The organism is Spirosoma fluminis (assembly GCF_054778895.1).
This window is the reverse complement of sequence record NZ_BAAGZD010000003.1, coordinates 422,475-446,437: the sequence shown is the minus strand read 5'-3', so window position 1 is coordinate 446,437 and position 23,963 is coordinate 422,475. Positions and strand designations below refer to the sequence as shown.

The following is a 23,963-nucleotide window of genomic DNA, read 5'->3' as shown; positions in this document are numbered from 1 at the left end:
CATTATGGCAGGCCTTCTTACGTGTCTGGCGAAGCTATCTACTGGGTTTCTTCTAAAGCCACAAAGTCTTTAAACGTCCGTTTAATGGCCTTATCGGTTGCTTCTTTCTTGCTTTGCCAGTTAGCATCCAGCTCTAAGGCTACCAGGCCACTTAAGCTCATGGAATTACGGAAATCATCTAGCTTCTTCACAAACTCACCACTACGTCGGGAGGATTTAAGCGAGAATTCACGCGAAAATACGTCGCCTTTATTTTGGAGTTCGTTACGTTTACCCAACACGTAATTGTAGCGGTCCATCAGCTCTTTCATCGATTTGCCAATTACTTCAGTGGCTTCCAGCGTGCCCATTGTCAGTACGGCTGTGCCGCCAACGGCGGATACATATTTTGACTGTTCCGGATTAACAACCGGAGCAACACCAGTAATCGCTCCTAACGACGCGTTAGCGACCGAACGATTACGCTTACCACTTTTTGCTTTTTTATAATCGTGTTTAAGCTGTTCTTCTTTCTCACTCAGCTGTTGAACCAATCCCCACGCCTGTACCAGCAGTTGGCGGTATTGGGCGTATAAATACCGATCTTTTTCGGCTTCATTGACCGTATTAAATACCGTAAAGGTGATTCGGCGCTCCTCGCGGTTTTGGGCTTTATCCAGTACGTAAAACGTTATCTGAGCACTTAACGAGTCATAAGGGTCCTTTACAAAGTCATAGCCTGGCTGCCAGATAAATTCGTACTGGTTCTCAGTATTCTTGACTAAGGCCGTTTTGGGGATTTGCTGATTGTCGGACAAAAAACCAAAGGCTGTTACATCGTCGTCACCGTTCGGATCAGACAAGTAAAACTTTAAGTTAACGGTCGCGTTCTCGCGCAGTCGGTAATGCGTCTCTTTCGGTATTACGGCAATATCAGGCGGTAGGTCCATCTGCGTAATTTCGATTTTTAACCGGCCTTTGGTACGTGCTTTAGACGGCTGATCTTCTACCCAAAACTCAATGTACTGTGAGGTGACCTGTTTTAAGCGGTTAAACTGATTTTGCGATAACAACCAGCTGAATTCGCCCTGTGAAGTAAGTTTACTACCCTCAGGCATCTGATCAACAATGGGAATAAATACGATGGGGTCTCCGTCGTCATCACGAACCATCTGTGCATCCATCTTATATATGTTCTGCGTGCGGTACCGTACATAAAATGGACGCAGTTCGCCAATGGTGGGCGGACGGTTGACATGCAGAATCTTAAAATCGATGGTTTGCGAAGCCGATTGGCCACGCTGGTTACGTACCTCAAAAATTACAGGGCAAATTTTGGTCGTGTTAATGCGATCGGCCAGATCGTAGCTGGGTGTCCAGCTAAAATGGCCCAGGGAGTCTAAGTGCATATTCTCCAGCTTATCCGAACTAAGCGAAAATCGCAGCGTATCACCAGGGGCACCCACCGCTTTTATGTCGAACCGGATTGCACTACCCTCGGGGACAACATTCCAGTTGGGCTGGGTAGGAAAAACGAGCTGAATTGATTTTAACTCTTGTGCAAAACTGCTGAAACTAAGTAAGTTTATCAGCAAATACATGACACTACCGGCAATTCGGGTCATAGGCAATGATCTGATAGTGGTCTGTTTTGAAGAACGTAAAAGTAAGGCTAAGATTTTACAGGCAGATGTGTAGATGTTCTAATTTGTTTTTTTCTTAGTTAGAACCTCATTTTTCGCCGATAAAATTATACTTTTTTCAGGCCGTTCTAAACAAAAAGCCCCTCCGGGTAGAGGGGCTTTTCCAGACAACAAATTAAAACTAGTTCTTTTTAGGAGCTGGAGTGCTGCCTCCGGTTGTAGCTGGCTTGTTAGCCGTAGTCGTCGTAGTAGCTGCCTTCGCAGGATCAATTCCTAACTTCTTTAATACTAACTCCGTGATGTTATTTTCTTCAGGAGCCACTAACAAAATAGGGATGGTATTGGCACCCGCATCGAGGTTGAAAACGTATTGATAGCCATTGTCCTTTGCCACGGCATCAATCGCTTTCTGAATCTTCTGCACCACTGGGTTTACCAACTGCTGGTATTTGGTTTGCAATGATTGCTCAGCCGTACGACCAAATTCCTGAATACGGGTTTGTAAACCCTGCAATTCCGTTTCGCGGTCTTTGCGAATGACGTCCGACATCTGCGCTGCCCCTTTTTCGTAGGCACCGTATTTATCTTCCAGCTCTTTTGTCATCCGCTTCAGTTCATTCTCTGACTGCGTCCGCTGAATAGTCAGCTGATTCTGAATATCTTTAGCTTCTGGAGTTTGAGCCAGGACATAATCAATATTGGTATAGCCTAACTTCAGCGGACCAGCTGCCGTTGTTGCAGCCGTCGTTGCGGTTGGGGCTTGTGCCTGTGCGTTTAAACCGCCCAACAGGAGGGCTGCAGCAAACGCCATGACGAGGTTTTTCTTCATTTGAAATAGATTGTTTGTATTACTTCGGTTTTGTGGTTGCTTTGTTTGCCGGATTATTTCCCGCCGTAGGCTTACTGGCCGCATCTAAGCCTAATTCCTCCATGACGTAATCCGTGTAGTCGTGTCTTGGATTTGTGTAGAGCATAACAAAATCAGACGCCTTGTCGAACATAAAGTCTAATTTCTTCTGCAAAGACACTTTCTCAATCGCCCGGTTCACCAACTCCATCGGAGCCTTCATCAGTTCTTTCTTCTTCTCAAAAAGTAAGCCCTGATAGCCAAACACCTTGTTGTTATAATCCCGTGCTTCGCGCTCTTTATCGCTAAGAACACGCTGCCGTTCGCGCTTCATCTCTTCCGTGAGCAGAATCTCTTCGGCCTGATAAGCACGCTGCATCTTCTCGAGGTCAACGTACTTATCCTGAATGTCTTTCGACCATTTGTCCGTAAACTTATCAATCTCGCTCAACGCCTTCTGGTACTCGGGCATCTTACTGAAAATGAATTCGGTGTCTACGTATCCAAACTTCTGCGCTCTTGCGGGAGTCGTCAGCCAAACGGCACACAAAAGTACAAAAAATAAGGCTTTTTTCATTATTAGCCGTCTAATTTTTACGGGAAGTGATTGATTGTCAGTTTAAATCTTCGCCGTGCCGTTCTTATTCGTTAGATGATAAAAAGGTCCGAACGTTTAATGGGCTTTTAATAAAATCAGCGTTTTAAACCAATTTTGTTTAAGTAAGAACGTTCAGGCCATCGATAATCTTATCTGAACTGCTGGCCAATCGTAAAGTGAAACTGGCCCGCGGCCTTGTCTTTAACGCCTGGAATCTTGTCGAAGCCGTAGCCATAGTCAATCCCGATCAGTCCGAAAGCAGGCATGAAAATACGGGCGCCGAAACCAGCCGACCGTTTCAGGTCAAACGGGTTATACTGCTTATAGGTACCCCAGTTGTTACCGGCTTCGAGGAAGCCCAGCACGAAGATGGTGGCGGATGGATTCAGTGAAACAGGGTAGCGTAATTCGGCAACAAACTTGTTATACACCACACCGCCCTGGCTGCGTGAGTTGGCATCTACAGCCCGATCGTAGTCGGCAGTATAAACGCTGCGGTCATCATACCCGCGTAAGCCAATAATGTCCTGAGCCAGTGCAAACTGTCCCTGACCTGCCAAACCTGAGCCCCCCAAAACAAAGCGTTCGAAGGGACCGATGTTGGTACGTTTGTTATAGCTGCCCAGGAAGCCCATGTGAGCCCGTGTGTTCAGGACCAGCTTACCGAATACGGTCTGGAACCAACTGGCATCGAACATCCATTTGTGATACTCCACAAATTTGTATTTATCCTCGGGCTTTTCGGGAGTGGTTGTCGCCGTCTTGAACGCTGAATAAGGTGGCGTAAACGAACCGCTTAAGCTGAACGATGAGCCAGAACGCGGAAATTGTGGATTGTCGATGCTGTTCCGGGCAATGGTGGTGTTGAGCGTAATGTTGTTCGAAATACCATCTTTATAGCCGATGTAGAACAAGTCGAGGTTGTTCAGATCGTACCGCTGGAACGACAACGAGTGGCTTAACGTAAAGAAGTCATCCGGTACTTTTAACTGCCGTCCTAAACCTATGGTGATGGCCGTGTTGGTATACGATCCAGTCGGTGTGCGACCTTGCAAGCTTCTGTAGATGCTATATGGGTCCAGTGGGTCGTAGAATGTCTTATAGACCGTATGGCTCGCGCTTACCGATAAGGCATTGGGTTTACGACCGCCCAGCCACGGTTCGGTAAACGATAGCGAGTACACCTGATACTGCGCACCGTTCGCCTGGAAGCGCAGTTGGACGCGCTGCCCATCGCCAGCCGGCAGCGGGCGCCAGGCGCTGAAGTTTGGAATATTACGGGCCGAGAAGTTGTTGAACGTTAACCCCAGCGTACCCACGAAACCGACGTATCCGCCCCAGCCGCCCGAGAGTTCAATCTGATCGGAAGGCTTCTCTTCAACGCTGTATTCAATATCAACTGTACCGTCGTTCTGCGGCACGGGGTTAATCCCAATTTTTTCAGGATCGAAATAACCGAGGGTCGCTAATTCGCGTTGCGTCCGGATCAAATTGGTTTTTGAGAACTTCTGACCGGGCAGCGTCCGGATGGTACGCATCACAACGTGGTCGCTGGTTTTGGTGTTTCCGTTCAGGATAATCCGGTTGATTGTCGCCTGTTTTCCTTCGAAAATACGAACTTCAAGATCAATCGAGTCACCGTCAATCACTTTCTCGACAGGCTGTGCATTGTAGTACAGATAGCCATCGTCCATATACAGCGAACTCAGGTCCTGCCCCGGGTTTCCGTTCAGCTTCTTTTCTAAGTCTTCCGGGTTGTATACGTCACCTTTGGCAATGCCCAGTACCTCCCGGAGCCGGTCGGCCTTATACAGGTAGTTACCTGAGAAGTCGATGTTTCGGTAATAATATTTCCGCCCTTCGTTGACGTTTATGTTAAGCGAAATGGCATCGCTACCGGTATTGATGACGGTATCACTCTCGATAGCCGCGTCGCGGTAACCCAGCTTATTATAGTACTCAATAAGTTTCAGCTTGTCTTCTTCATACTTTTTAGGCACAAACTTCGACGGGCTGAACAGACGACCAAAGCGTTTTTCTTTGGTGCTCTTCATTTTCATCCGAACGGCTGATTCGTCGACCTCGTCAAGGCCTTCAAAGGTGATCCTGGCAATCTTTACCTTCTGCCCTTTATCGACCAGCACGCGCATGGTTGCGTTGTTACGGGCACTGTCGGGTATGGTGGTAATCCTTACCTTCGTATTCAGATAGCCTTTGTCGACGAAAAACTTCCGGACGGCCAGCTGCGTGTTCTTGGTGATGGTGTTGGTCACGATCTTACCCAAGTTCAGCTTTACCTTGTCTTTCAGCTGATCCTGCTCGCCTTTTTTAACGCCCAGGAAACTGACCTTGTACAGCCGGGGCCGTTCGCGCACCCGAAACATCAGCGCTACTTTTCCTTCGCCCGATGGGGTCGCAAATAGTTCAACGTCGTCGAGCAGACCCGACTCCATCAGCTTACGTACCGATGAGCCGTTCGCTTCCCCGGGGAGCCGAACTTTGTCGCCTACTTTCAGGCCCGACAAAGAAACCAGAGAATTAGGATCGAGATAACGAGTGCCCGTGATGGTTAAGCCAGTGATTTCGTATTCTTTAGGACTGGCGTAATTCAGCAGTTCGTTCGCGTTGGTGGATGGGTCGGTACCTCGTCCGACGCCGACGCGTACCTGTGCCTGAGCAGGAAACAGGGCCAGGAGCAACAGAAATGCTCCTAAAATGACTTTTATACGGTGTTCCAAGTTGTGGTACGTGTTAATCGTTGATTGGGCGGATTCTCTATCGACTTAAACAGTTGAGGCCGACAGTAAATGTGTCTGCAACGCGGCTTAACTGGTTGAACCGCGTCTACTTGACGAGCTGTTCGCTGATTTTTCCGAACCGCCGTTCCCGACGCTGGTAGTTTAAAATCGCTTCGTACAGATGCTGCTTTCTGAAATCGGGCCAAAGCACATCGGGCATGTATAACTCCGAGTAGGCTAACTGCCAAAGCATGAAGTTGCTGATGCGCATTTCGCCACTGGTGCGAATCATTAACTCAGGATCGGGGATGCCGCTGGTCGACAAGTGCTGGCTGAAGGCCGCTTCATCGATCTCCGTCGGTGTCAGCTTTCCGTCCCGCACGTCGGCGGCCAGTTGCCGAACGGCTTCCAGAATCTCCCACCGGCCGCTGTAGCTAAGCGCCAGCACCAGCGTCAACCCCGTGTTCTGACTGGTTTCGCGCATGGCTTCGGCCAGTTCCCGCCGACAGTCGGTAGGCAGGCTTTCGGTATTGCCGATGGTGGTTAACCGCACGTTGTTGTCCATTAGTGTTTTTATCTCTCCACGGATGGTGTGTACGAGCAACGTCATTAAAGCGTCGACTTCAATTTTAGGGCGGTTCCAGTTCTCGGTCGAGAAGGCATAGAGCGTCAGGTATTTTACGCCCAGCTCAGCGCATCCTTCGGTTACTTCACGTACGGCCTTAATTGCGTTACGGTGGCCAAACACCCGGGCAGCGCCCTGCTGTTTCGCCCAGCGTCCGTTCCCGTCCATGATAACGGCTATATGCTGGGGCAGATTGCTCGGGTCAATGTGTTCCTTCATCCCAATTGGGGAGTTTTAACATTAATTAACAAGACCGCGAAGGTACGAAAATTTAACCAGTAAGTCAGTAGTCTATTGGGCCCTTACAGAAAGGAATTCATGCGTTCGCTGATGAACTCTCTTATCTTTGCCCGACTAAACCGAATGCCCATGAACAAGCTATTTCTGGCCGGAATTCACCGGATAATCGTTTTGAACGCTTTGCTGCTGACCATACTCGCCTGCCAAACGAACGATACCAACACGGCCACTCCCAAAACCATTGCCGACCGGGTGCTGGAAGACAGTCAATTCAGTCTTTTGCGGACCGCCGTTACGTATGCGGGCGTTGGCGATGCGCTCAAAGACGCTAACCTGACCCTGTTCGCGCCCACCGACGCGGCTTTTCAGGCCTCCGGGCTGACCGAAAGTGCAATTCGGTCGTTGCCGAAAGAGCAGGTCAAGGATATTGTGTTGTACCACGTATTGTATTCACCCGTATCGTCAACGGCGATTCCGTCGGGACAAAACTCCGTACAAACGGCCACAAACGGGGTTGCTTTCGTCAACAAGATAAACGCGGGCACCGTCTACGTCAATCAGGCCCGAGTAACAGAAACTGATCTGGCTACGGCCAATGGGTTTATTCACGTAATCGACCGCGTACTGATGCCGTCGGCCGGCAATATGCTGGCGGCCATCCAGGGCAATCCGAACCTGACGTTTCTGGCGGCTGCCGTCAGGCGGGTGGGTTCCAGCAGCCCGACATTGCTGGCGGCTCTTTCCAGTTCGAGTACGTCCAATCCAGTCACGGTATTTGCACCCAGCGATGCGGCCTTCAAATCCGATGGTCGTTACAATTCGCTGGCTGCGATCGAGTCGGCCAACCCGCAGACGCTCGCGTCGCTGCTGTCGTATCATGTGGTGTCGGGGGTACTTTTCTCGAACCAGCTCCAATCCGGATCAGTCAATACTCTGCTGAATGGGAACAGAGTAACCATTGCATCCGTTAATGGTACAGCAACGGTGAAGGGCGCTAAAAACTCGACTCCGGCTGCGTTGAAAACAACCGATCTGGTAGCAGCTAATGGCGTGATTCATATTATCGATCAGGTCTTGCAGCCTTAAGCGATGAGTTGATCGGCCTTTGGTTCAGGTGGCTATGTTCCCCAAAATTATGCTTTATACTGGCCTTGGCCTCCTGCTGATTATCGCGATTGCCGTAGCGATCGGTTACGCTGTGTCGGCTCCGCGCTATACCGGTCCTGTCTCCGATCATTTTGATGGTAAGGAGTTTCAAAACCTGAACGGAGTGAAGCCGAAAGGATTTCTGGAATTAACAGGCTGGCTGTTCAATCGGGAGCGAACGCAGCCCTGGGGTGCTTTTCACGACGACAAACCCGGACCTCCTCCACCCCGGCGCGTAACGGGGCACGACGTGCGCGTTACGTTCATCAATCATTCGACGGTATTGCTGCAGTTCGATGGCCTGAATGTGTTGACTGATCCGGTCTATTACGAACGCGTCAGCCCTTTTCAGTTTGCGGGACCGAAGCGAAACCGGCCACCGGGTATTCGTTTTGACGATTTGCCGAAGATTGACATTCTTCTGCTGAGCCATAATCACTGGGACCATCTGGACATAGGGACAATGGAGCGACTTTGTGCCCGTGACCAACCCAAGGTGTATTGTCCACTGGGCGTAAAAACTTTTCTGGATGAGCACGGGTGCGGTAACGTAACGGAGATGGATTGGCGGCAGGCGGTAACCTACAACGATAGCACGAGGATTCACTGTGTTCCGGCCCAGCACTTTTCGGGGCGGGGTATTTTTGATCGCAATGCCACCCTCTGGGCCGGATATATAGTGGACAGTAAGGCCGCGGGCAAGCTGTATTTTGTGGGCGACACGGGCTATGACCCTTTCCTGAAGGAGATTGGTAATCAGTTTGGTCCGTTACGCCTGGCACTGATTCCCATTGGTGCCTATAAGCCTCCGTTCTTTATGGCTCCCATACACTGTTCACCGGCTCAGGCGGTACAGATTCATCAGGACGTACGGGCTGAGCAGAGTGTAGCGATTCACTTTGGCACATTCCCCTTAGCCGACGATGGCGAAGACGAGCCGGTTACTGATCTGGCCAATGCGTTGACGGCGGCTGGTATACCATACGACCGCTTTAAAGCGTTGAAATCAGGAGAGAGTTTGGTGATGCCGTGAAAAGTTTTGGGCATCTTCCCAACGCTACGCCACGATAAAGGGTCAATAGACGTATTGACAGTATTGTTTGTTAAATCAATTCCATGCGTAAACTTCAGTTAACAATTTTCAGTGCCTTTCTGGTGGGCGGACTGGCAGGCTGTACGAGCGAAAGCGTCGACCCGTCGAGCAAGTACTACGACGATAACGACGCTCAGATAAAGACCTATGCCACGGCAAAGAATCTGAATGGAACAACAAAGCCTTCCGGCTTGTATTATGTGATTACGACTGCTAACCCAACGGGCAAACAACCCGCAGCCGGTGAGGAGGTTGAATTTAGCTTTAAGTCGTATAATCTACAGGACGTACTGGTCGATAGCACGAAGGCAAACGCGCCGGTTTATTATCCGCTGGGGATCAAATCTATTCTGGCGGGATTGGAAGAAGGAGTTAGCTTGATGCGGGAAGGTGAAAGCGCTACGTTACTGATCCCGTCGTATCTGGGGTATAATGATCAGGTCGTGAATACAAATCTGCCGGCTTACTCGGTCGTTCGGTTCGATGTAAAATTGAAGCGGTCACGTAGCGAAGATCAGCAGATCGACGAATACATTGCCGCTCAGAACCTGACGGTTACCGAAAAGCTGACCGATGGCCTCCGCTTCATCAAAACGCAGGACAATCCATCGGGAGTCGTACCGAATCAGGGGCAGACACTAACGATCCGATACAAGGGTAAGCAACTCCGTTCGCCATCCGCATTCGACAGCACGGGTACCGGAACGTTCGACGCCGTACTGGGGCAGAACCGGTTCATCAAAGGATTTGAAGAAGGCTTATCAAAGCTGAAAGTGGGCGAGAAAGCAACCGTTATTTTCCCATCATCGATTGGCTACGGGATGCAGGGTGCGGTTCAGAACAACCGGTACCTCATTACACCGTATGCGCCGTTGCGTTTCGATCTGGAAGTCGTCTCGGTAAAGTAGTACTTCTGGTCGCAATCGGTAATGAAACAGGCTCAGTTGATTCAACTGAGCCTGTTTCATTTTCTATACTGTATCGAATGACTCTCCCAGCCGCTCGGGATACGTACCGAAAGCAGAGACACTGGTCCTGGTGCGTGCAACATAAGCGATAGGATTGTGTTATTGGAGAACACATGAAGGCTAACCAGTTGGTCAGCTTTCGGCAGACGAATCTTCTAACATATCCAACGTATGAACAACAATTACAAACGCCATCGCTTCGGGCTGAGTGTGGCCTTATGGCTGCTTACCCTTATGCTGGCCCAGGCCCAGGGGGTTCGCGGCAACGTAACGGATGCTTCAGCCAACACCCCAATCCCCGGCGTAACGATCGCCGTTGTCAACACAAACTTTGGCACCACAACCGACGCCAGCGGTAATTACTCGCTCCGGCTTGGTCCCGGCAGCTATACCATTCGGGTCAGCTTTGTCGGCTATCAAACCAGGAGTGTACCCGTAACCGTGGCTGGCTCCGACTTTGTCACCGCTGATGTTACGTTGCAGGAAGGCACGGCCAGTCTTGGCGAAGTCGTTGTGGTGGGCTCACGCTCGACGCAGATTCGGACCAGTACCGAAACAGTTGCCCCGGTCGATGTGATTCAATCCCGTGATTTGATTGCTACCGGGCAGATTGAGCCAACGCAGCAACTGAACTTTGTGGCACCCTCATTTAACTCGTCCCGCCAGACGGTTGCCGACGGTACCGACCACATTGATCCGGCTACGTTACGTGGTCTGGGCCCGGATCAGGTGCTGGTGCTGCTGAACGGAAAACGGCAGCATAACACGGCACTCATTAACGTAAATGGGACTATTGGCCGTGGGTCGGTCGGTACGGACTTAAACGCCATTCCCTCGGCCGCCATTGAACGTATCGAAGTGTTACGCGATGGCGCTTCGTCTCAATACGGGTCGGATGCCATTGCGGGCGTAATCAACCTCCGGCTGAAAGAACGGGCCGGTACAAGCGTTAACGCGCAGCTTGGTCAGCAGTATGCCGGTGATGGCCAGGTAGCGCAGATCGGTATTAATCAGGGGTTCAAACTGAAAAATACCGGATTTTTAAGCCTGACCGGTGAGTTTCGACACCGGGGCGCTACAAACCGCGCGGGTGATTATACCGGTCCTGTATATGTGAACTGGAACGCGGGACGTAACACGGTGAACGGTATCGCCGAAACGGATGCCGAATACGTTGCCCGTCGGCAAGCGCTCTATCAGCAGGACCAGACCCTGATTCAGCAGAATCGGTTCGATCGGTCGCGAAACATTCAGGTAGGTAACTCGCAGGTCGAAAATGCCGGTTTCTTCCTCAATGCCCGGGTTCCGCTCACCACGCGCTCCAGTTTCTATGCGACGGGAGGGCTGAACTATCGGCGTGGGCTGGCAACGGGCCTCTATCGCTATCCGTACCAGACTACGCAGGTTATTACCGAACTGTATCCGAATGGGTTTCTGCCCAACATTCAATCAACGATCAACGACCAGTCGCTGCTGGTGGGCGTTAACGGCGAATCGAAGGGCTGGCGCTGGGACATCAGTAATGTGTACGGCGGCAACTCGTTCCGATTTGACGTAACGAATTCAAACAATGCGTCGCTGGCGTACCTGGGCACGTTGAATAACCCCACTAGTTTTTACGCTGGTACGTTGAGCTTTTATCAGAACACGGCCGATGCCAGCGCGGCTAAAGATTTTGGCAAACAGATTGGCTTACGCTCGTTTAACGTAGCCGCCGGGGTTACCTATCGCAATGACCAATATCGCATCAAACAAGGTGAAGCCGCTTCTTTCCTCAACTTTAGTCCGCAGTCGGGCCGAGTAGGAGGGGCGCAGGTTTTTCCGGGTTACCAGCCCGCCAATGCCGTCAATGCAACACGTAACGTTTATGGAGCTTATGCCGATGTCGAAACTGATCTGACCGATCGACTGCTGATCAATGCCGCCGGACGCTACGAATATTACACTGACTTTGGCAGTAATCTGGCTGGCAAGCTGGCGGCCCGGTACAAGTTCAGTGAAGCGTTTTCGTTACGTGGTTCCATTAGTAATGGCTTCCGGGCACCAAGTTTGCACCAGCGCTATTACAGTGCGATCAGTACCCTGTTCGTATCGACAGGGCAGGGTTTGGAGCCTCGACAGACGGGTACCTACCGGAACGACAGCCCGATTGCACAAGCGTTTGGCGTACCTCCGCTCGGCGCTGAGCGCTCCACGAATTACAGCGTTGGTATTACGTCGCGGCCGTTGCCAAACGTAAGTATCACGATCGATGCGTATCAGATTGATATCCGCAACCGCATTATTTACAGCAATCAGTTCAATCGCGGCACGACCGGGGCGGGCCTGATTGTGGCCAACATTCTGAACAGTGCAGGTCAGCAGGATGTAAACAGCGCTCAGTTCTTCGCCAATGCGGTAAACACCCGAACCCAGGGTATTGACGCGGTTATCGCCACAAGCCCACGTTTGAACAACAGCTCGCTGGACATAACGCTGGCGGCTAATTTCAACCGGACGCAGGTACGCGGTGATATTCAACGACCCGCTAACCTTCCGGCCGATGCGCAGTTAGGCAACTCCCTGTTCAACCGGCAGGACAGCGCTCGCCTGACTGTGGCACAGCCCAAGAGTAAAGTATCATTAACGTTCAACTACCGAGTGCGGAAATTCGGTGCGGTGCTCCGGTTTACACGCTTCGGGGAAGTGCAGAGCTACGACCCGATCAACCCGGCTTTGGACGAGGTGTTTACGCCAAGAGTTGTTACCGATTTTAGCGTGAACTACCGGCTTGTACCCAGTGTGGTGCTGACGTTGGGCGCAAACAATCTGTTCGATGTGTATCCTGACCAGTTGCGGGTAACTCAATACGCAACTCCTGAACGATTCGGGTCGGCCGTACAGGATAACACCTCGTTTGGGCGGTTCGTTTACAGTCGAAACGCAACGCAGTTTGGCTTCAATGGCGGCTACTATTTCCTGAACGTATCGGCTAATTTTTGATGAGAGTTAGAGAGAGAACAGACGCCAGTGGTATCGTTCTGAGGAAGGGGCGAAGAAGTTCACGGAATCTGTCTTGAAGCGAAAGGGGTACTGTTCGATTGAACAGTACCCCTTTCTGTGTACCGTAAAGTACACAAAGCATAGATTCTACATTAACCCCAACACGCTATTTCGGAGCCATCCGGATCGCCCCGTCGAGCCGGATGACTTCGCCGTTGAGCATGGGATTTTCAAGGATGCTCTTGGCCAGCATGGCGTATTCATTGGGCCGCCCTAAGCGCGAAGGGAACGGTACCTGCTGACCTAGCGAAATACGCGCTTCTTCGGGTAAGCCCATGAGTAAAGGCGTTTCAAACAGCCCGGGTGCAATCGTCATGACCCGGATGCCGGAGCGGGCCAGATCGCGGGCGATGGGTAAGGTCATGCCGACAATACCGCCTTTCGAGGCTGAGTAAGCCGCCTGGCCCATCTGACCATCGTAGGCGGCTACCGACGCCGTGTTGATAATGACGCCCCGTTCGCCTTCTTCATTCGGCGTGTTCTGCTCCATCGTCAGGGCCGCCAGACGTATCACATTGAACGTACCGATGAGGTTAATGGAGATGGTCTTCTGAAAAGCGGCCAGTGAGTGAGCGCCATACACGCCATCTACTTTTCCCAGCGTTTTGCGAGCTTCCGCAATACCAGCACAGTTGACATTGATGTGCAACGCGCCGAAGGTTTCCACGGCCAGGTTAATGGCCGCCTGTACATCGGCTTCGTCAGTAACGTTGGTTTTGGTGAATCGTACACTAGCGCCCAGTTCTTCGGCTAAAGCCTGACCTTTCTCTTCGTTCAGATCAAGAATGACGACGCTGGCACCCTGCGATGCCAACATCCGAACGGTGGCTTCCCCCAGTCCGGAAGCGCCCCCGGTAACAATAGCAGTAGCTTGTTGTAGGTTCATTTGTCTGACGGGCTAAGTGTGCCCGCTTCTTAGTTTGTTGGGATGAATAGTACGGCATCAGCCACTACGGGCTGCTCGGCATCAACCGTCGTTATATCGACATAAGGCTGCTGAGCGGACGCCCTAGACGTAGTAAAGGCGTACTCGCCTACCCGTATCCAGTCGTTGTTGTGATGCTGCTGATCAATGGTATTTTCGGTAACGGTCTGGCCAGTGTGTACGCGAATCCGAACACGACTCGACTTGTTGGTTTGCCGGCTGTCCTGATCGGGATTACCTCCCCCACCTTGCCGCGAAGGATTGTAAATGTATACGGCATACCGACCCGCCTGTAAACGCCTTGGCTGGAAACGTACCGATGCGGACTGACCAGACGTACTGGTTAACAACGACGTACCGTATTTGCCACCTTTGGTGTCGCGCTGCCAGCTGCCCTGCTGAACAACCTGCGTGCTGTCGTCATTGTCGATGAGAATTTCGGGACGTGACCCATTCATCAGCGGGTTCTGAGCCAGACGTGTTTGTAGTTTCTGAACGTCGATGTCCTGCACCGCTTTCCGGTCGTCGATAGCCTGACAAGCCGCTACTGCCGCCGACTGTGCCAGGACCATGAAAACGGGCTCCATACGGATTGAGCCATAAGCAATGTGACTGGCCGACAGACAAACCGGTACCAGCAGATTCTGAATACTGCCCCGTGTCGGAACGAGCGCCCGATAACTAACCGGATAAGGCGGGAAGCCGCCGACCTGAACATCCCCTTCGTTTCGGACCTGCGCGACACCGCCCGGGCCTTCAACCACCAGCCGCTGGCAATTATGCGAATCCATCGTGTAAGCGGCCATACCAACGCCGTCGGTTACCGTGGCTTTCCCTTCGCAGTTGGCCTGTGTCATTATGTATTCACCCACCATGCGCCGGGCCTCGCGAATGTAGAGCTGGTGCGAAAAGTGTTCGTTATCGGTGTACTCGTCTTTGGGGTAACCCCAGTGCAGCATCTCATCGCGGAGATGTTTGGGAACGCGTGGGTCGTGGCCGATGAAATAAAAGAACCCCTTTGTGTATAGCTCATGGTCGCGGATGATCTCGGCCCGACGCGCGTAGCTGGCCGTCGGATAGTCGTGATTCGCGCCGATCATGTCGGTTGACAGGCCACCGCAGTTGTTGATGTCGGTTTTGCGGTTCGGCATCATCACGAAGTGCATCAGATTCCAGGTCAGTTCTTTAGCCTCTTTCTTGGCAATCTGCCGCAAGAGTAATTCATACTTCGTGGAGTCGTACCCGGCGGGACGAGTGATCGGAATTTGGTTAGCGGGGTTATCGGTCAGACACATGCGGTAATTGTAGGCCTGAATGAACTTGCTGGCGGAACCATTGGGAGTCAGTTTAGCGTCGCTGATGCCGTAGAGTAATCCGCTTTCGGGTTTGCCCGGAATGCGATAGGGGTCAATGCCGTCCGGAAATTGATGCTTGTCCAGCAGTTGAACCCCATTCCAGGTTTCGCCATATTGGCTATTCGCTTCGCGACCGACTGTAAACGTAACGCCTGCCTGCGCCATCAGATCGCCTTCGTAGGTGCAGTCAATGAACTGTTTGGCGCGGATGGTCTGCTTTGAAGTTGACCGGTCTGTTGATGGCTCAAGGGTAATGCTAACGATTCGACCGTTGCTTACCTGCGTTGTCGCCAGGCGGTGTTCCATCACGGGTTTAATTCCGGCTTCGGCCAGATATTGCTTGAACAGGTTTTCTGCTACATGTGGCTCAAAGACCCACTGTTCGAGTTTGCCGTAATGCTTGCCGATACGTCGGTAAAAGTCACGGGCCAGGCCAGTTATGGCGAATTTGTTGCCGATGTCAGTAGCGCCCAGACCACCCGCTGTGAGTCCACCCAGGTGCCGACCGGGTTCGATGAGCACCACCGTTTTTCCCGCTTTCCTGGCCGAATACGCAGCCATAACACCGGCTGAGGTGCCGCCGTATACGCAAATGTCCACGTTGAGGGGCTGCTGGGCGAATCCTAAAATCGGACTAAGAAGCAACAGTGCAACCCTGCTGCTGCGTGACAGAAAGGAACGGTTCATAATGGATTTAGTAGGTAATCATAATATAGCCATCAGCTCTTTCCAGTGGCGAATATCGTAGGTAGGTTGATCATCGACCAGCGCACCCGCTGGGTTATAAAACACGGTATCCAGTCCGACACCTTTAGCGCCCAAAATATCGGCTTCGTAGTTATCGCCAATCATTAGGCTGTCGGTAACACGTGCACCCGCGGCCGACAGGGCGTATTCAAATACCAGCGGATCCGGCTTTTTAGCATTGGCGTTTTCGCTGGTAACAACGAGTGTGAAGTAATGCGCAATTTCGGCGCTATCCATCTTCACCGCCTGAATTTCGGCAAACCCGTTGGTGATGATATGCATGGTATAGCGGTCTTTCAGGTAATCCAGAATTTCACGGGCCGATTCGAGCAGATGGGGTTTCCGGGGCAGCAGGCGCAGGTATTCGGCGTTCATGTCGGTATGGATACTGCCTTCGTCGACGCCCAGCGACTTGAACACCATCGGAAAGCGATTTTCCCGGATGTAACTGTGCGTAATCAGGTTCTTGTCATAGTCTGCCCATAACTTCCGGTTTATAGTAATGAAATGGCGACTGAATTCTTCGGCCGAAGTGACGCCAACGTCAGTTAATCGAAATGTCTCGAATATCTCGGCAATACATTCGGCTGAGTTACGGTCGAAGTCCCATAACGTATGGTCGAGATCAAAAAAAATATGCTTGTACTTCATCAGGTATAAAGTTGTATAATCGTAACGTCAGTAAGTCGTCAGGCTGATAAGTTTTTTAAATAACTGACGCTTATCTGTATAACCTGAACGTGAGCTGTAGTCGTTTATCAAGGCTCAACTGAGCTTTTTATCATCCCGAGCCTGCGAGGGATCTTCTATTGCCGGAGGAACTGTCAGCTTTACTCGAAGACTCCTCGCAGGCTCGGGATGATAAAATCACTTTTAAAACAAAAGCCTAAACAACTTCACTCAGAATCAATGACTTTACGACCATACAACTACGTTTAAAAGTCTAGCTTAAGCCGTTCGACGGGCTGGTTGTTCACTAAATGACTATCAACGATTTCGTTAACGTCCGACAGTTGTACATTTCCGTAGTACGTGCCTTCGGGGTAAACCACCAGCGCGGGACCAAAGGCGCAGGCATCCAGGCATCCGGTACGTTGCGCCCGCATTTCTTTCAGTAACCCCCGTTCGGCCAGCGCTGCCTTGAAGGCGTCAACCAGTTCGTTGCCGTGCGCTTCTCCACACGATTTCTTCGGGGCTACTTTCTGATTGTTGCAGATAAAAACGTGCTTTTTGTATTTCATACGATCGTTCGATATCAAGGCGCAAAGGTAGCCAACGTAGCGCACCCGATTGTTATGCTTTCTAGTCTAAGCGCGGGGAGACCTTAGTTAACCACTAAAATGGAATGGATTGCCAGGCTGGGCACCCGTACGGTCGCTATTCCGTTGGCATAGGTTACGGCTAATTGTTTGTTTTCGGGTTGTTGAACGATACGCTGCGGCTTTTTATCGAGTCGAATTCTGACGGTCAGATTCGCAAGCGGAGGTAATTCGTCGTACGAGAACACTTGCGGATTGGTGTGTTTGCCGCCGGTGTTAATGAGATTCACCGCCAGCCTGCTGCCCAGCTGATTGACGACGACATGGACCAGATGCGTTCCGCTTATCTCTACTTTGGGGTTTTTCAGCAGAGGCTTGGTGAGCCAACTGATGAAGTCGCGCTGTTTAGGGGATTGATGCAGCTGATAGTCCCGGCTTAAGTCGGCGTAGACGCCAATCAGCTTGCCTTTGCCGAATGGGGTCGTCGTTGCGATCGGGCCAAGCTCCTGCCCGCCCGATTCGCGGCTGAACACCCGGCCGAGTGTGTGGGCGGCCGTTCCTGCCTGAACAGGCTGAAAGGCTCCGTTCACGACAACGTATGGGCCAGGGTAGCTAACCCATTTTGTGCTGGTCGATGGTGAGCCGATGGGCGTTACGTTTAATTCATTGGCAAAGTTGCGGGTGGTTTCGGCCCCTATGAGTACCAGATTACCTCCTTGCCGGGCATAGGTCAGCAATTCTTCGCGAAAAGCGGGGGCCAGCGAATCCTGCTGCGAAACGATGATAACCGGATACTGGCTCATTCGGCCCTGAATATGATGCTCGGCCAGTACGTCAACGGGTAACTGCGAGTCGAGCAGCGCGGTTAACAGGCCCTGAATGCGCTGCGTCTGCTCGTTGCTGAACAAGGGATTATTGTACTTCCTGAACGTAGCGTTGCTGTACAATAGCGCAAGTTGCGGAACCGGCGTTGAACCCTGGCAGTACGGTTGTCTGACCCGCACAAACCGGCTTAACGACTTCATCGTCTCGACTTCGGCGGTTGGCAGGGATGCGTCCCGGTGCTGACGGAAGTAAACCTGAAACCCACCACCCAATGATATAATCTCGGCGGCATCCTGCATGAGGTGAACGGCCGTTTTCTGGTCGCCACCCATCGGCGGAGTAAACTGCTGCCAGAAACTCCAGGTCATCAGGTCCCAGGGTTTTTGGTAAAGCTGCCCTTGCGGAGCCAGGATGCGTCCTTCCAAAGCGGCTGAGTTAATGCTATTGCCGGGTGTAAGATCGCCAGACAGATAGTCAACATGAGTCGTAATGGGCTCGGGCATCATGGAAGAGTAGGCCCAGTTTGAGGCTACCCTGAATTTCGGATTGTGACGGTGCAGTTCGTCAACGTAGTGGCCCAAATAGCGCAGAAACGACTGACGAGAAAAATCTTTGAATTCTTGATAGTGGGCGTCTTTAGCGGATCTGGGTATGGTCTGAATACCCGTTTGGGCCTTAAAACGGGCCAGGGCTGCGGGAGAGTAATCAAGCACCGTAGCCCAGCATTCACCATCTACCCAAACGCCGTTGATGCCATAGTCGGCCACCTCGTTTAGCTGCGGAATGAGCAGCGAATCTACGTAAGGGCCGTGTACCGACGCTTTCGACTTATCTGGATCACCGTTAGCGTTAATGGCGCTCCAGCCTGGATGTTTGGCCAGAATGGCATCGTCGAACACACCTGAATAGTGCACGTACATATCTATACCGTGCTTTTTGGTTAGAGTCCTGTAAAACGCTAGCGGGTCGTTTACGATACGTTTTGTGGTGGTAGCGTTGGCTACTTTGGAAGGGTAACTTGCCACGCCCGGATGCCCTTTAGAGTCAACCTGAATAAAATCGGGTTTTATGGCGGTCAGCAGCGAATCGAGGCTGCGCTCCGATAAGTTTTTGCCTACCAGCGTATCATTCGGCTCGGCATGGAAATCGAAGTGCATGCCAAAATAGCGTTGGCCCGTTGGATTGGCTTTAGGCTGGGCAACAACCCGGAGACTAATCAAGACGATTAGTAACGTAACGAACTGTTTCATTAATGAGGGGACAGCAGGCGCAGGTTGTTCGGTGGCTTGTGCCCGTATCAATCCAAAGCAGAAATAACGACAGAATTAACGTGAGTGCTAAGTAAGCAGTTAAGCTGGACAGGTTGTGAATACCTCATCGCTTGGCGACAACCATTGTGCGCCCGGGCATAGTGCGGTAATGAATGACTTTGTGGCGCTTTAGCCCTGCTGATTGCTGCCAGCTCTGTATTTCGTCAACGGAATAGTTGCCCGCCGTACTGCTCAGACCGTAAAACAGATCCGTGCTGCTGCCGATCAGGTCAGGCTTGGCACCAACTTCGGGTCGGATAAATTCATTGACGATGAACACGCCACCGGGCTTAAGTGCTTTAGCGACCTTGTTGGTGACTAACTGGTTCTGTTCGGGCGTGAAATGATGCGCCAGACTCGACATAAGAACAATGTCAAATACACCGTCACCAAAATCGTCGGTCAGCGCATTACCGGCCTGATGCCGAATCCGGTCGCCCATACCTTGCTGCGCCAGCAGAGGAGCGGCCTGTTCGATTGCCGCGGGCAAGTCGAGAATGGTCGACGTAAGATTCGAATGTTTCCTGCACAGCGATACGGAGTGCTGCCCGTGTGAACCACCAATGTCCAGCATCTGCGTCGGTGCGCCCGACCGTACCGATTTAGGAGTGGGGGCTCGATAACCAAACTCACGGGCTTCGGTGCTGCTGGCCGCGACCATCGCCTGCTGATAATAATTCCACTGCTCGGCGTTGAGCGTGTCGTGATATTGAATGCCCTGTCCCGTCTGAAGATACTCGCCCAACTGACTCATCCAGTCCCAAACAACGCGGTTATTGAAGATCATCATGCCGTAGACTGACAGAGGATCATCCTTGAGCGTGAAACGTCGGGCCATGCGCGTAAGCGCGAAGCGGTTATCCCGAAAGGTGAAATAACCCATAGCCGTCAGTAATCCCATGAGTTCACCGAGTGCTTTTCGATTCAGGTTTAATTCCGCAACGAATTCGTCAAGGGTTTTCGGCCCGTTTTTAGCGGCTTCAAAAACGCCTTTGTCTGCGGCTTCCAAGGCAGCTTTCGCCAGCATGGGCATGATTTGAGCATGTAGCAGAGGAATGGGAGCAAGATTAGCACGGAGGGCAAACCACTCAACGGGATTTTCGGGGGAAATAGTCAGTTGCATGAATAAACGGATGCCTATTTTCAGTAAACGATTTTACGAGGCAATCGGCTTTTCGATACGCAAATTCGGCTATTGGCAGTACACCGAATTACGTCCTGAACCGGTTTGGTGAAAAACAGAGTAAACGTAGCAGGCCGTAAACGCTGAAAAGCCCAGCCCTTCCCTTGACCAGGAAAAGAACTGGGCTTTGTTAAAGCTGTAATAAACTTAATCTAACGTAGCGCTTATCGATCCAGACTACGATTTTTTAGCCGATGTTTTGGCCGTAGCTACCGTCTTTTTGGGCGCTGCTGCCGGGGCCGTCGCTGTCTTTTTCGTCATGGTCACGGGGTCCCACAGCACGACTTTATTCTCGAAGTAACTTTCGTTGCAGGCCAGAACCGGAGCTGCAGCCCGGAAACCGAAAACCGGATCTTCGATGGTGCCCTGGCTGCCTTCCCGAACGTTTTTGAAGAAATCGCCGAAGTGCTTCGCGTGCGCATCGTCGTCTTTGGGTGCTTCAAACCGTACTTCCTTAACCGGTTCAGCCGTGCGCGTTTCGGGGGGGTACTGCGCGTCATACTGCCGCACAAACTCCTGCTGAACGTCGGGGGTGAACGTAAAGAAGCTGTCGTAATTGCCGTAGCCCGGTGCTTTTGCCAGTTTCTTTTTGGTCAGGATCAGGTTGTTCTCCGAAAACTCGATCTGGCCTTCGTTGCCGATGATACGCGTCACGTCGCTGATCTTACCCGCATTGGCGAAGTTAACCCGCAGCACCATCTGGAACGCTTCGTGCTGATCGGTTTTGGGATAATCCATGATGCTCGTCATCACGTCAGGGACGTCGCGGCCGTCTTTCCAGTACGCCAGGTTACCCGACGAGAAAATGCGCGTTGGCCCCAGTGAGTTGGTTACGTAATGCACACCCGTGATCAGGTGAACAAACAGATCACCCGCTACGCCCGTGCCGTAATCTTTGTAGTTCCGCCAGCGGAAAAAGCGTTTCGGATCGAAGGGGCGCTTGGGCGCGTCGCCCAGAAAACGGTCCCAGTCGATGGTTTGCGGGGAGGCATCCGGAGCGACCGAGTAATTCCAGGCACCGATGGAGTTGAACCGGTCGTTGTTCGACTCGATGTAGTTGATATTGCCAATCTCGCCAGCCTGCACGAGCCGCTTCGCTTCCTGAAATGATGCGCTGCTGATTCGCTGGCTGCCGACCTGCATGGTTTTTCCGGATTTCTTCCAGGCATCGATGACGGGCTTTCCTTCATTGATGTGCTGGACCATGGGTTTCTCGCAGTACACGTTTTTCCCGGCTTTCAGCGCGGCAATAGTGATGTGGTCGTGCCAGTGGTCAGGAACAACAATCAGTACGGCGTCAATGTCCGGACGGGCCAGGATTTCGCGGTAATCGCGCGTAGCAAACAGCTCTTTATCCTTGCCAAAAGCGGTCTGGGCGGTTTTCAGTCGCCCTTCGTACAAGTCCGATACGGCGACTAACTCAACATCCGGATTGCGCAGAGCTGCCCGGGTATCGTAATTGCCCTGAATTCCCATGCCAATGGTAGCAAAGCGGATTTTGTCATTCGGAGCAATCTTTTTCAGGTTCGGGATATACGCCGGAAAACCGAACGGCCTGGCAATGCTCTGGGTGGCTACCAGTGCCGAGGCCGCTGATATACCTTTTATAAATTTGCGACGGGACGACTGCATAAGTTGATACAATTTTTTGTCTCTATCCAAAAGCCAATCCGGCAGCAGATTTACCCGTACCTCCCTGCTTCCGGATTTTTCGACGTAACGCATTGCACTGGATGAGACCGTGCCTTGTTATCATCCCGAAAAACGAGAGCAATTCGCTGCTAAGAATACGGTTAGCGGTTTGTGTAGCCAATGCCCAGCATATTGGAGCGGGTAGCCGATTCCCGACCGGTAAAATCGACGGTCACCGACGAGCTGTAGTTGTAGTCGCTATCGTTATATACATCGCAGACGCGCAGGGCTTCTCCTGTTGGTTTATAGACAGCCGTCACTTTGTAGCGCCCGATGGGTACGTCTTTAATGAACGAATCGTAGCGCTTTTTCGAGCGTAACGTCAGCGTTTTGCCCGCAGAACCGTCGATGAGCGGGCCAACGGGCGTGAAGGTGAACTCAATATTTTCGTTGTCGCGCAGTTCGTCGGCATTCAGATCGCGGAAGGTTTCCACAGTGCCGCCGTAGTACAGGTCGAGGCTTAGATCGGGAATGTGCCCGGTTAATTTCCACCGAAAATTGCGAACGGGCTTCTCCTCTTCCGTAAACGAATCCGGATTGTCGGGATCGAGATTGATTTTATAGACCCGGTCGTTGTATTGTTTCAAAACGTATCCCTTAGCGACCCACTGGCCTAAATCTTTAACTAACTGCACCTGAAACGTACCATTGGCGGTTGTATTCACTTCGGCCCCGCGCCCTTTGAACACCGTATTATCGGTATAGATGGTGGCTCTGGACAGCGGTTTTCCCTGCGGGTCGGTAACGGTACCAACTAAATAACCCGCTTTCCCGGTTGAGCCGGGCCCTGGATTAGTTCCAGTACTCGTGCCAGGGTCGGGCACCACAATGTCTTGATTGGTGGGTTTATTCTCACAGGCTGTGAGGCTCATGAAGCTGCTAAGCAACAGCAGGGTGGTGCAGGTGCGGAAGGATTGAAACAACATAGTATTGATTGGTCAATATATAAGAGAGACGAAAAATAAAATAAGTGACTGGTTTACAGCATGATGGATTCAATTTGGTGCGCGGATTTATATTCAGGTGTTGACCACACTACGTAAGCCAGTAGACACCAGCAGACCGATGCATACACGCCCGAACTGATCAGAATGTAGAGCATACCATCATCTTCGCGAGCCGCCATGTTAAACAGGGATAAACTCATCAGTTTACCCAGCAGTGCCGTCAGTGGTAACCACAGCCCTACGGCCAGGGGAACATAGCGTCGCCAGCCACGTAGTTGGCCCACCCGGGCAACCGTGATACCCACTACCAACATCATCACCATGCTGATGGGCCAGAAAGCATCTAGTATGCGGTATAAAAGAGTATTGGCATTAGGGGCAATGGCTTGATAGATGTTCCAGACGTTGGCCAGGGTAAGCGTCACCAGGTTAGCCCGGATGATGAAGTGACCAAAAGCGGAGTGGCCAGTAGCGTTCAGGCGAATGAGTCCCACTAAGCTACCCATCCAGGTCAGCATGAATGCCAGACCGACGAGACCATCAAAGGCCGATTGCCCCAGGGCTGGGTATCGCATTGGTAGCAGGGGCGCGATTAACATATAATGAGCGCCCAGAAAGCCGAGGGCACCCAAGGTGCGGTTGCTTAACGGAAGATTGTTCATTGGTTTTTGGTTTAGTTGTTTCGCGTGCGTTGTCAGCGATTACTGACGATGTAAAACTGGTCAATAGACGGGGGTAGATTCAATGCTGACCGTTGCCAACTGGCTCACGAGCGTTATCAATTGACGACATACCGGCGCG

At 51.7% G+C, this 23,963-nt stretch carries 18 protein-coding genes; 4 read left to right on the top strand and 14 right to left on the bottom strand.

Features of this window, described 5'->3' with window-relative positions:
- Positions 1-38 precede the first annotated feature (38 nt).
- The 5 genes from ACYVBJ_RS03840 to ACYVBJ_RS03820 form a co-directional block, all read right to left on the bottom strand.
- A complete protein-coding gene (locus tag ACYVBJ_RS03840) occupies positions 39-1,604 on the bottom strand; it encodes a hypothetical protein (protein ID WP_460980977.1) in 1,566 nt (521 codons plus the stop codon).
- 199 nt (positions 1,605-1,803) lie between these two features.
- Positions 1,804-2,451 carry an OmpH/Skp family outer membrane protein gene (locus ACYVBJ_RS03835; RefSeq protein ID WP_460980976.1) on the bottom strand — a complete coding sequence of 216 codons (648 nt, stop codon included), beginning with the start codon at positions 2,449-2,451 and terminating at the stop codon, positions 1,804-1,806.
- Positions 2,452-2,470: 19 nt separating this feature from the next.
- A complete protein-coding gene (locus ACYVBJ_RS03830; protein WP_460974362.1) occupies positions 2,471-3,046 on the bottom strand; it encodes an OmpH/Skp family outer membrane protein in 576 nt (191 codons plus the stop codon).
- Positions 3,047-3,216: 170 nt separating this feature from the next.
- A complete protein-coding gene (gene bamA / locus ACYVBJ_RS03825) occupies positions 3,217-5,805 on the bottom strand; it encodes an outer membrane protein assembly factor BamA (protein WP_460980975.1) in 2,589 nt (862 codons plus the stop codon).
- 106 nt (positions 5,806-5,911) lie between these two features.
- The gene (locus tag ACYVBJ_RS03820) at positions 5,912-6,649 is read right to left on the bottom strand and encodes an isoprenyl transferase (RefSeq protein ID WP_460980974.1); all 738 of its coding nucleotides are present in this window, start codon (positions 6,647-6,649) and stop codon (positions 5,912-5,914) included.
- A 150-nt stretch (positions 6,650-6,799) separates the two neighbouring features.
- Between ACYVBJ_RS03820 and ACYVBJ_RS03815 the strand changes: the two genes are divergently transcribed.
- The 4 genes from ACYVBJ_RS03815 to ACYVBJ_RS03800 all read left to right on the top strand — a co-directional run bounded on the left by ACYVBJ_RS03815 (position 6,800) and on the right by ACYVBJ_RS03800 (position 12,859).
- Positions 6,800-7,756, top strand: coding sequence for a fasciclin domain-containing protein (locus ACYVBJ_RS03815; RefSeq protein ID WP_460980973.1), 957 nt, complete (start codon positions 6,800-6,802; stop codon positions 7,754-7,756).
- A 49-nt stretch (positions 7,757-7,805) separates the two neighbouring features.
- Positions 7,806-8,849 carry an MBL fold metallo-hydrolase gene (locus ACYVBJ_RS03810; protein WP_460980972.1) on the top strand — a complete coding sequence of 348 codons (1,044 nt, stop codon included), beginning with the start codon at positions 7,806-7,808 and terminating at the stop codon, positions 8,847-8,849.
- An 83-nt stretch (positions 8,850-8,932) separates the two neighbouring features.
- Entirely contained in the window at positions 8,933-9,817 is an 885-nt protein-coding gene (locus tag ACYVBJ_RS03805) for an FKBP-type peptidyl-prolyl cis-trans isomerase (protein ID WP_460980971.1), read from the top strand.
- A gap of 231 nt (positions 9,818-10,048) precedes the next feature.
- Positions 10,049-12,859 carry a TonB-dependent receptor gene (locus tag ACYVBJ_RS03800; RefSeq protein ID WP_460980970.1) on the top strand — a complete coding sequence of 937 codons (2,811 nt, stop codon included), beginning with the start codon at positions 10,049-10,051 and terminating at the stop codon, positions 12,857-12,859.
- A gap of 166 nt (positions 12,860-13,025) precedes the next feature.
- Here ACYVBJ_RS03800 and ACYVBJ_RS03795 read toward each other — a convergent pair whose 3' ends face one another.
- The 9 genes from ACYVBJ_RS03795 to ACYVBJ_RS03755 all read right to left on the bottom strand — a co-directional run bounded on the left by ACYVBJ_RS03795 (position 13,026) and on the right by ACYVBJ_RS03755 (position 23,824).
- Positions 13,026-13,805 carry a 3-hydroxyacyl-CoA dehydrogenase gene (locus tag ACYVBJ_RS03795; protein ID WP_460980969.1) on the bottom strand — a complete coding sequence of 260 codons (780 nt, stop codon included), beginning with the start codon at positions 13,803-13,805 and terminating at the stop codon, positions 13,026-13,028.
- Between the two features lie 29 nt (positions 13,806-13,834).
- Complete coding sequence (locus ACYVBJ_RS03790) at positions 13,835-15,886, bottom strand: FAD-dependent oxidoreductase (protein ID WP_460980968.1); 2,052 nt, start codon at positions 15,884-15,886, stop codon at positions 13,835-13,837.
- 18 nt (positions 15,887-15,904) lie between these two features.
- Entirely contained in the window at positions 15,905-16,597 is a 693-nt protein-coding gene (locus ACYVBJ_RS03785) for a YjjG family noncanonical pyrimidine nucleotidase (protein WP_460980967.1), read from the bottom strand.
- A 284-nt stretch (positions 16,598-16,881) separates the two neighbouring features.
- The gene (locus ACYVBJ_RS03780; RefSeq protein ID WP_460974372.1) at positions 16,882-17,187 is read right to left on the bottom strand and encodes a (2Fe-2S) ferredoxin domain-containing protein; all 306 of its coding nucleotides are present in this window, start codon (positions 17,185-17,187) and stop codon (positions 16,882-16,884) included.
- A gap of 83 nt (positions 17,188-17,270) precedes the next feature.
- Positions 17,271-19,280 carry a hypothetical protein gene (locus ACYVBJ_RS03775; RefSeq protein WP_460980966.1) on the bottom strand — a complete coding sequence of 670 codons (2,010 nt, stop codon included), beginning with the start codon at positions 19,278-19,280 and terminating at the stop codon, positions 17,271-17,273.
- Positions 19,281-19,404: 124 nt separating this feature from the next.
- Complete coding sequence (locus tag ACYVBJ_RS03770; RefSeq protein ID WP_460980965.1) at positions 19,405-20,463, bottom strand: class I SAM-dependent methyltransferase; 1,059 nt, start codon at positions 20,461-20,463, stop codon at positions 19,405-19,407.
- A 237-nt stretch (positions 20,464-20,700) separates the two neighbouring features.
- Positions 20,701-22,155, bottom strand: coding sequence for a Gfo/Idh/MocA family protein (locus ACYVBJ_RS03765; RefSeq protein WP_460980964.1), 1,455 nt, complete (start codon positions 22,153-22,155; stop codon positions 20,701-20,703).
- A 161-nt stretch (positions 22,156-22,316) separates the two neighbouring features.
- Positions 22,317-23,141 carry a carboxypeptidase-like regulatory domain-containing protein gene (locus ACYVBJ_RS03760; RefSeq protein WP_460980963.1) on the bottom strand — a complete coding sequence of 275 codons (825 nt, stop codon included), beginning with the start codon at positions 23,139-23,141 and terminating at the stop codon, positions 22,317-22,319.
- Positions 23,142-23,194: 53 nt separating this feature from the next.
- Positions 23,195-23,824 (bottom strand): hypothetical protein, encoded by a 630-nt coding sequence (locus ACYVBJ_RS03755; RefSeq protein ID WP_460980962.1) that lies wholly within the window; start codon positions 23,822-23,824, stop codon positions 23,195-23,197.
- Between the last annotated feature and the right edge of the window lie 139 nt (positions 23,825-23,963).

Bases quoted from the DNA above. Each gene is read 5' to 3' on its own strand.
- ACYVBJ_RS03775 (WP_460980966.1), bottom strand. From the start codon at position 19,280: ATGAAACAGTTCGTTACGTTACTAATCGTCTTGATTAGTCTCCGGGTT.
- ACYVBJ_RS03785 (WP_460980967.1), bottom strand. From the start codon at position 16,597: ATGAAGTACAAGCATATTTTTTTTGATCTCGACCATACGTTATGGGAC.
- ACYVBJ_RS03800 (WP_460980970.1), top strand. From the start codon at position 10,049: ATGAACAACAATTACAAACGCCATCGCTTCGGGCTGAGTGTGGCCTTA.
- ACYVBJ_RS03795 (WP_460980969.1), bottom strand. From the start codon at position 13,805: ATGAACCTACAACAAGCTACTGCTATTGTTACCGGGGGCGCTTCCGGA.
- ACYVBJ_RS03840 (WP_460980977.1), bottom strand. From the start codon at position 1,604: ATGACCCGAATTGCCGGTAGTGTCATGTATTTGCTGATAAACTTACTT.
- ACYVBJ_RS03790 (WP_460980968.1), bottom strand. From the start codon at position 15,886: ATGAACCGTTCCTTTCTGTCACGCAGCAGCAGGGTTGCACTGTTGCTT.
- ACYVBJ_RS03805 (WP_460980971.1), top strand. From the start codon at position 8,933: ATGCGTAAACTTCAGTTAACAATTTTCAGTGCCTTTCTGGTGGGCGGA.
- ACYVBJ_RS03815 (WP_460980973.1), top strand. From the start codon at position 6,800: ATGAACAAGCTATTTCTGGCCGGAATTCACCGGATAATCGTTTTGAAC.
- ACYVBJ_RS03810 (WP_460980972.1), top strand. From the start codon at position 7,806: ATGCTTTATACTGGCCTTGGCCTCCTGCTGATTATCGCGATTGCCGTA.
- ACYVBJ_RS03830 (WP_460974362.1), bottom strand. From the start codon at position 3,046: ATGAAAAAAGCCTTATTTTTTGTACTTTTGTGTGCCGTTTGGCTGACG.
- ACYVBJ_RS03820 (WP_460980974.1), bottom strand. From the start codon at position 6,649: ATGAAGGAACACATTGACCCGAGCAATCTGCCCCAGCATATAGCCGTT.
- ACYVBJ_RS03755 (WP_460980962.1), bottom strand. From the start codon at position 23,824: ATGAACAATCTTCCGTTAAGCAACCGCACCTTGGGTGCCCTCGGCTTT.
- ACYVBJ_RS03835 (WP_460980976.1), bottom strand. From the start codon at position 2,451: ATGAAGAAAAACCTCGTCATGGCGTTTGCTGCAGCCCTCCTGTTGGGC.
- ACYVBJ_RS03760 (WP_460980963.1), bottom strand. From the start codon at position 23,141: ATGTTGTTTCAATCCTTCCGCACCTGCACCACCCTGCTGTTGCTTAGC.
- ACYVBJ_RS03770 (WP_460980965.1), bottom strand. From the start codon at position 20,463: ATGCAACTGACTATTTCCCCCGAAAATCCCGTTGAGTGGTTTGCCCTC.
- ACYVBJ_RS03780 (WP_460974372.1), bottom strand. From the start codon at position 17,187: ATGAAATACAAAAAGCACGTTTTTATCTGCAACAATCAGAAAGTAGCC.
- ACYVBJ_RS03765 (WP_460980964.1), bottom strand. From the start codon at position 22,155: ATGCAGTCGTCCCGTCGCAAATTTATAAAAGGTATATCAGCGGCCTCG.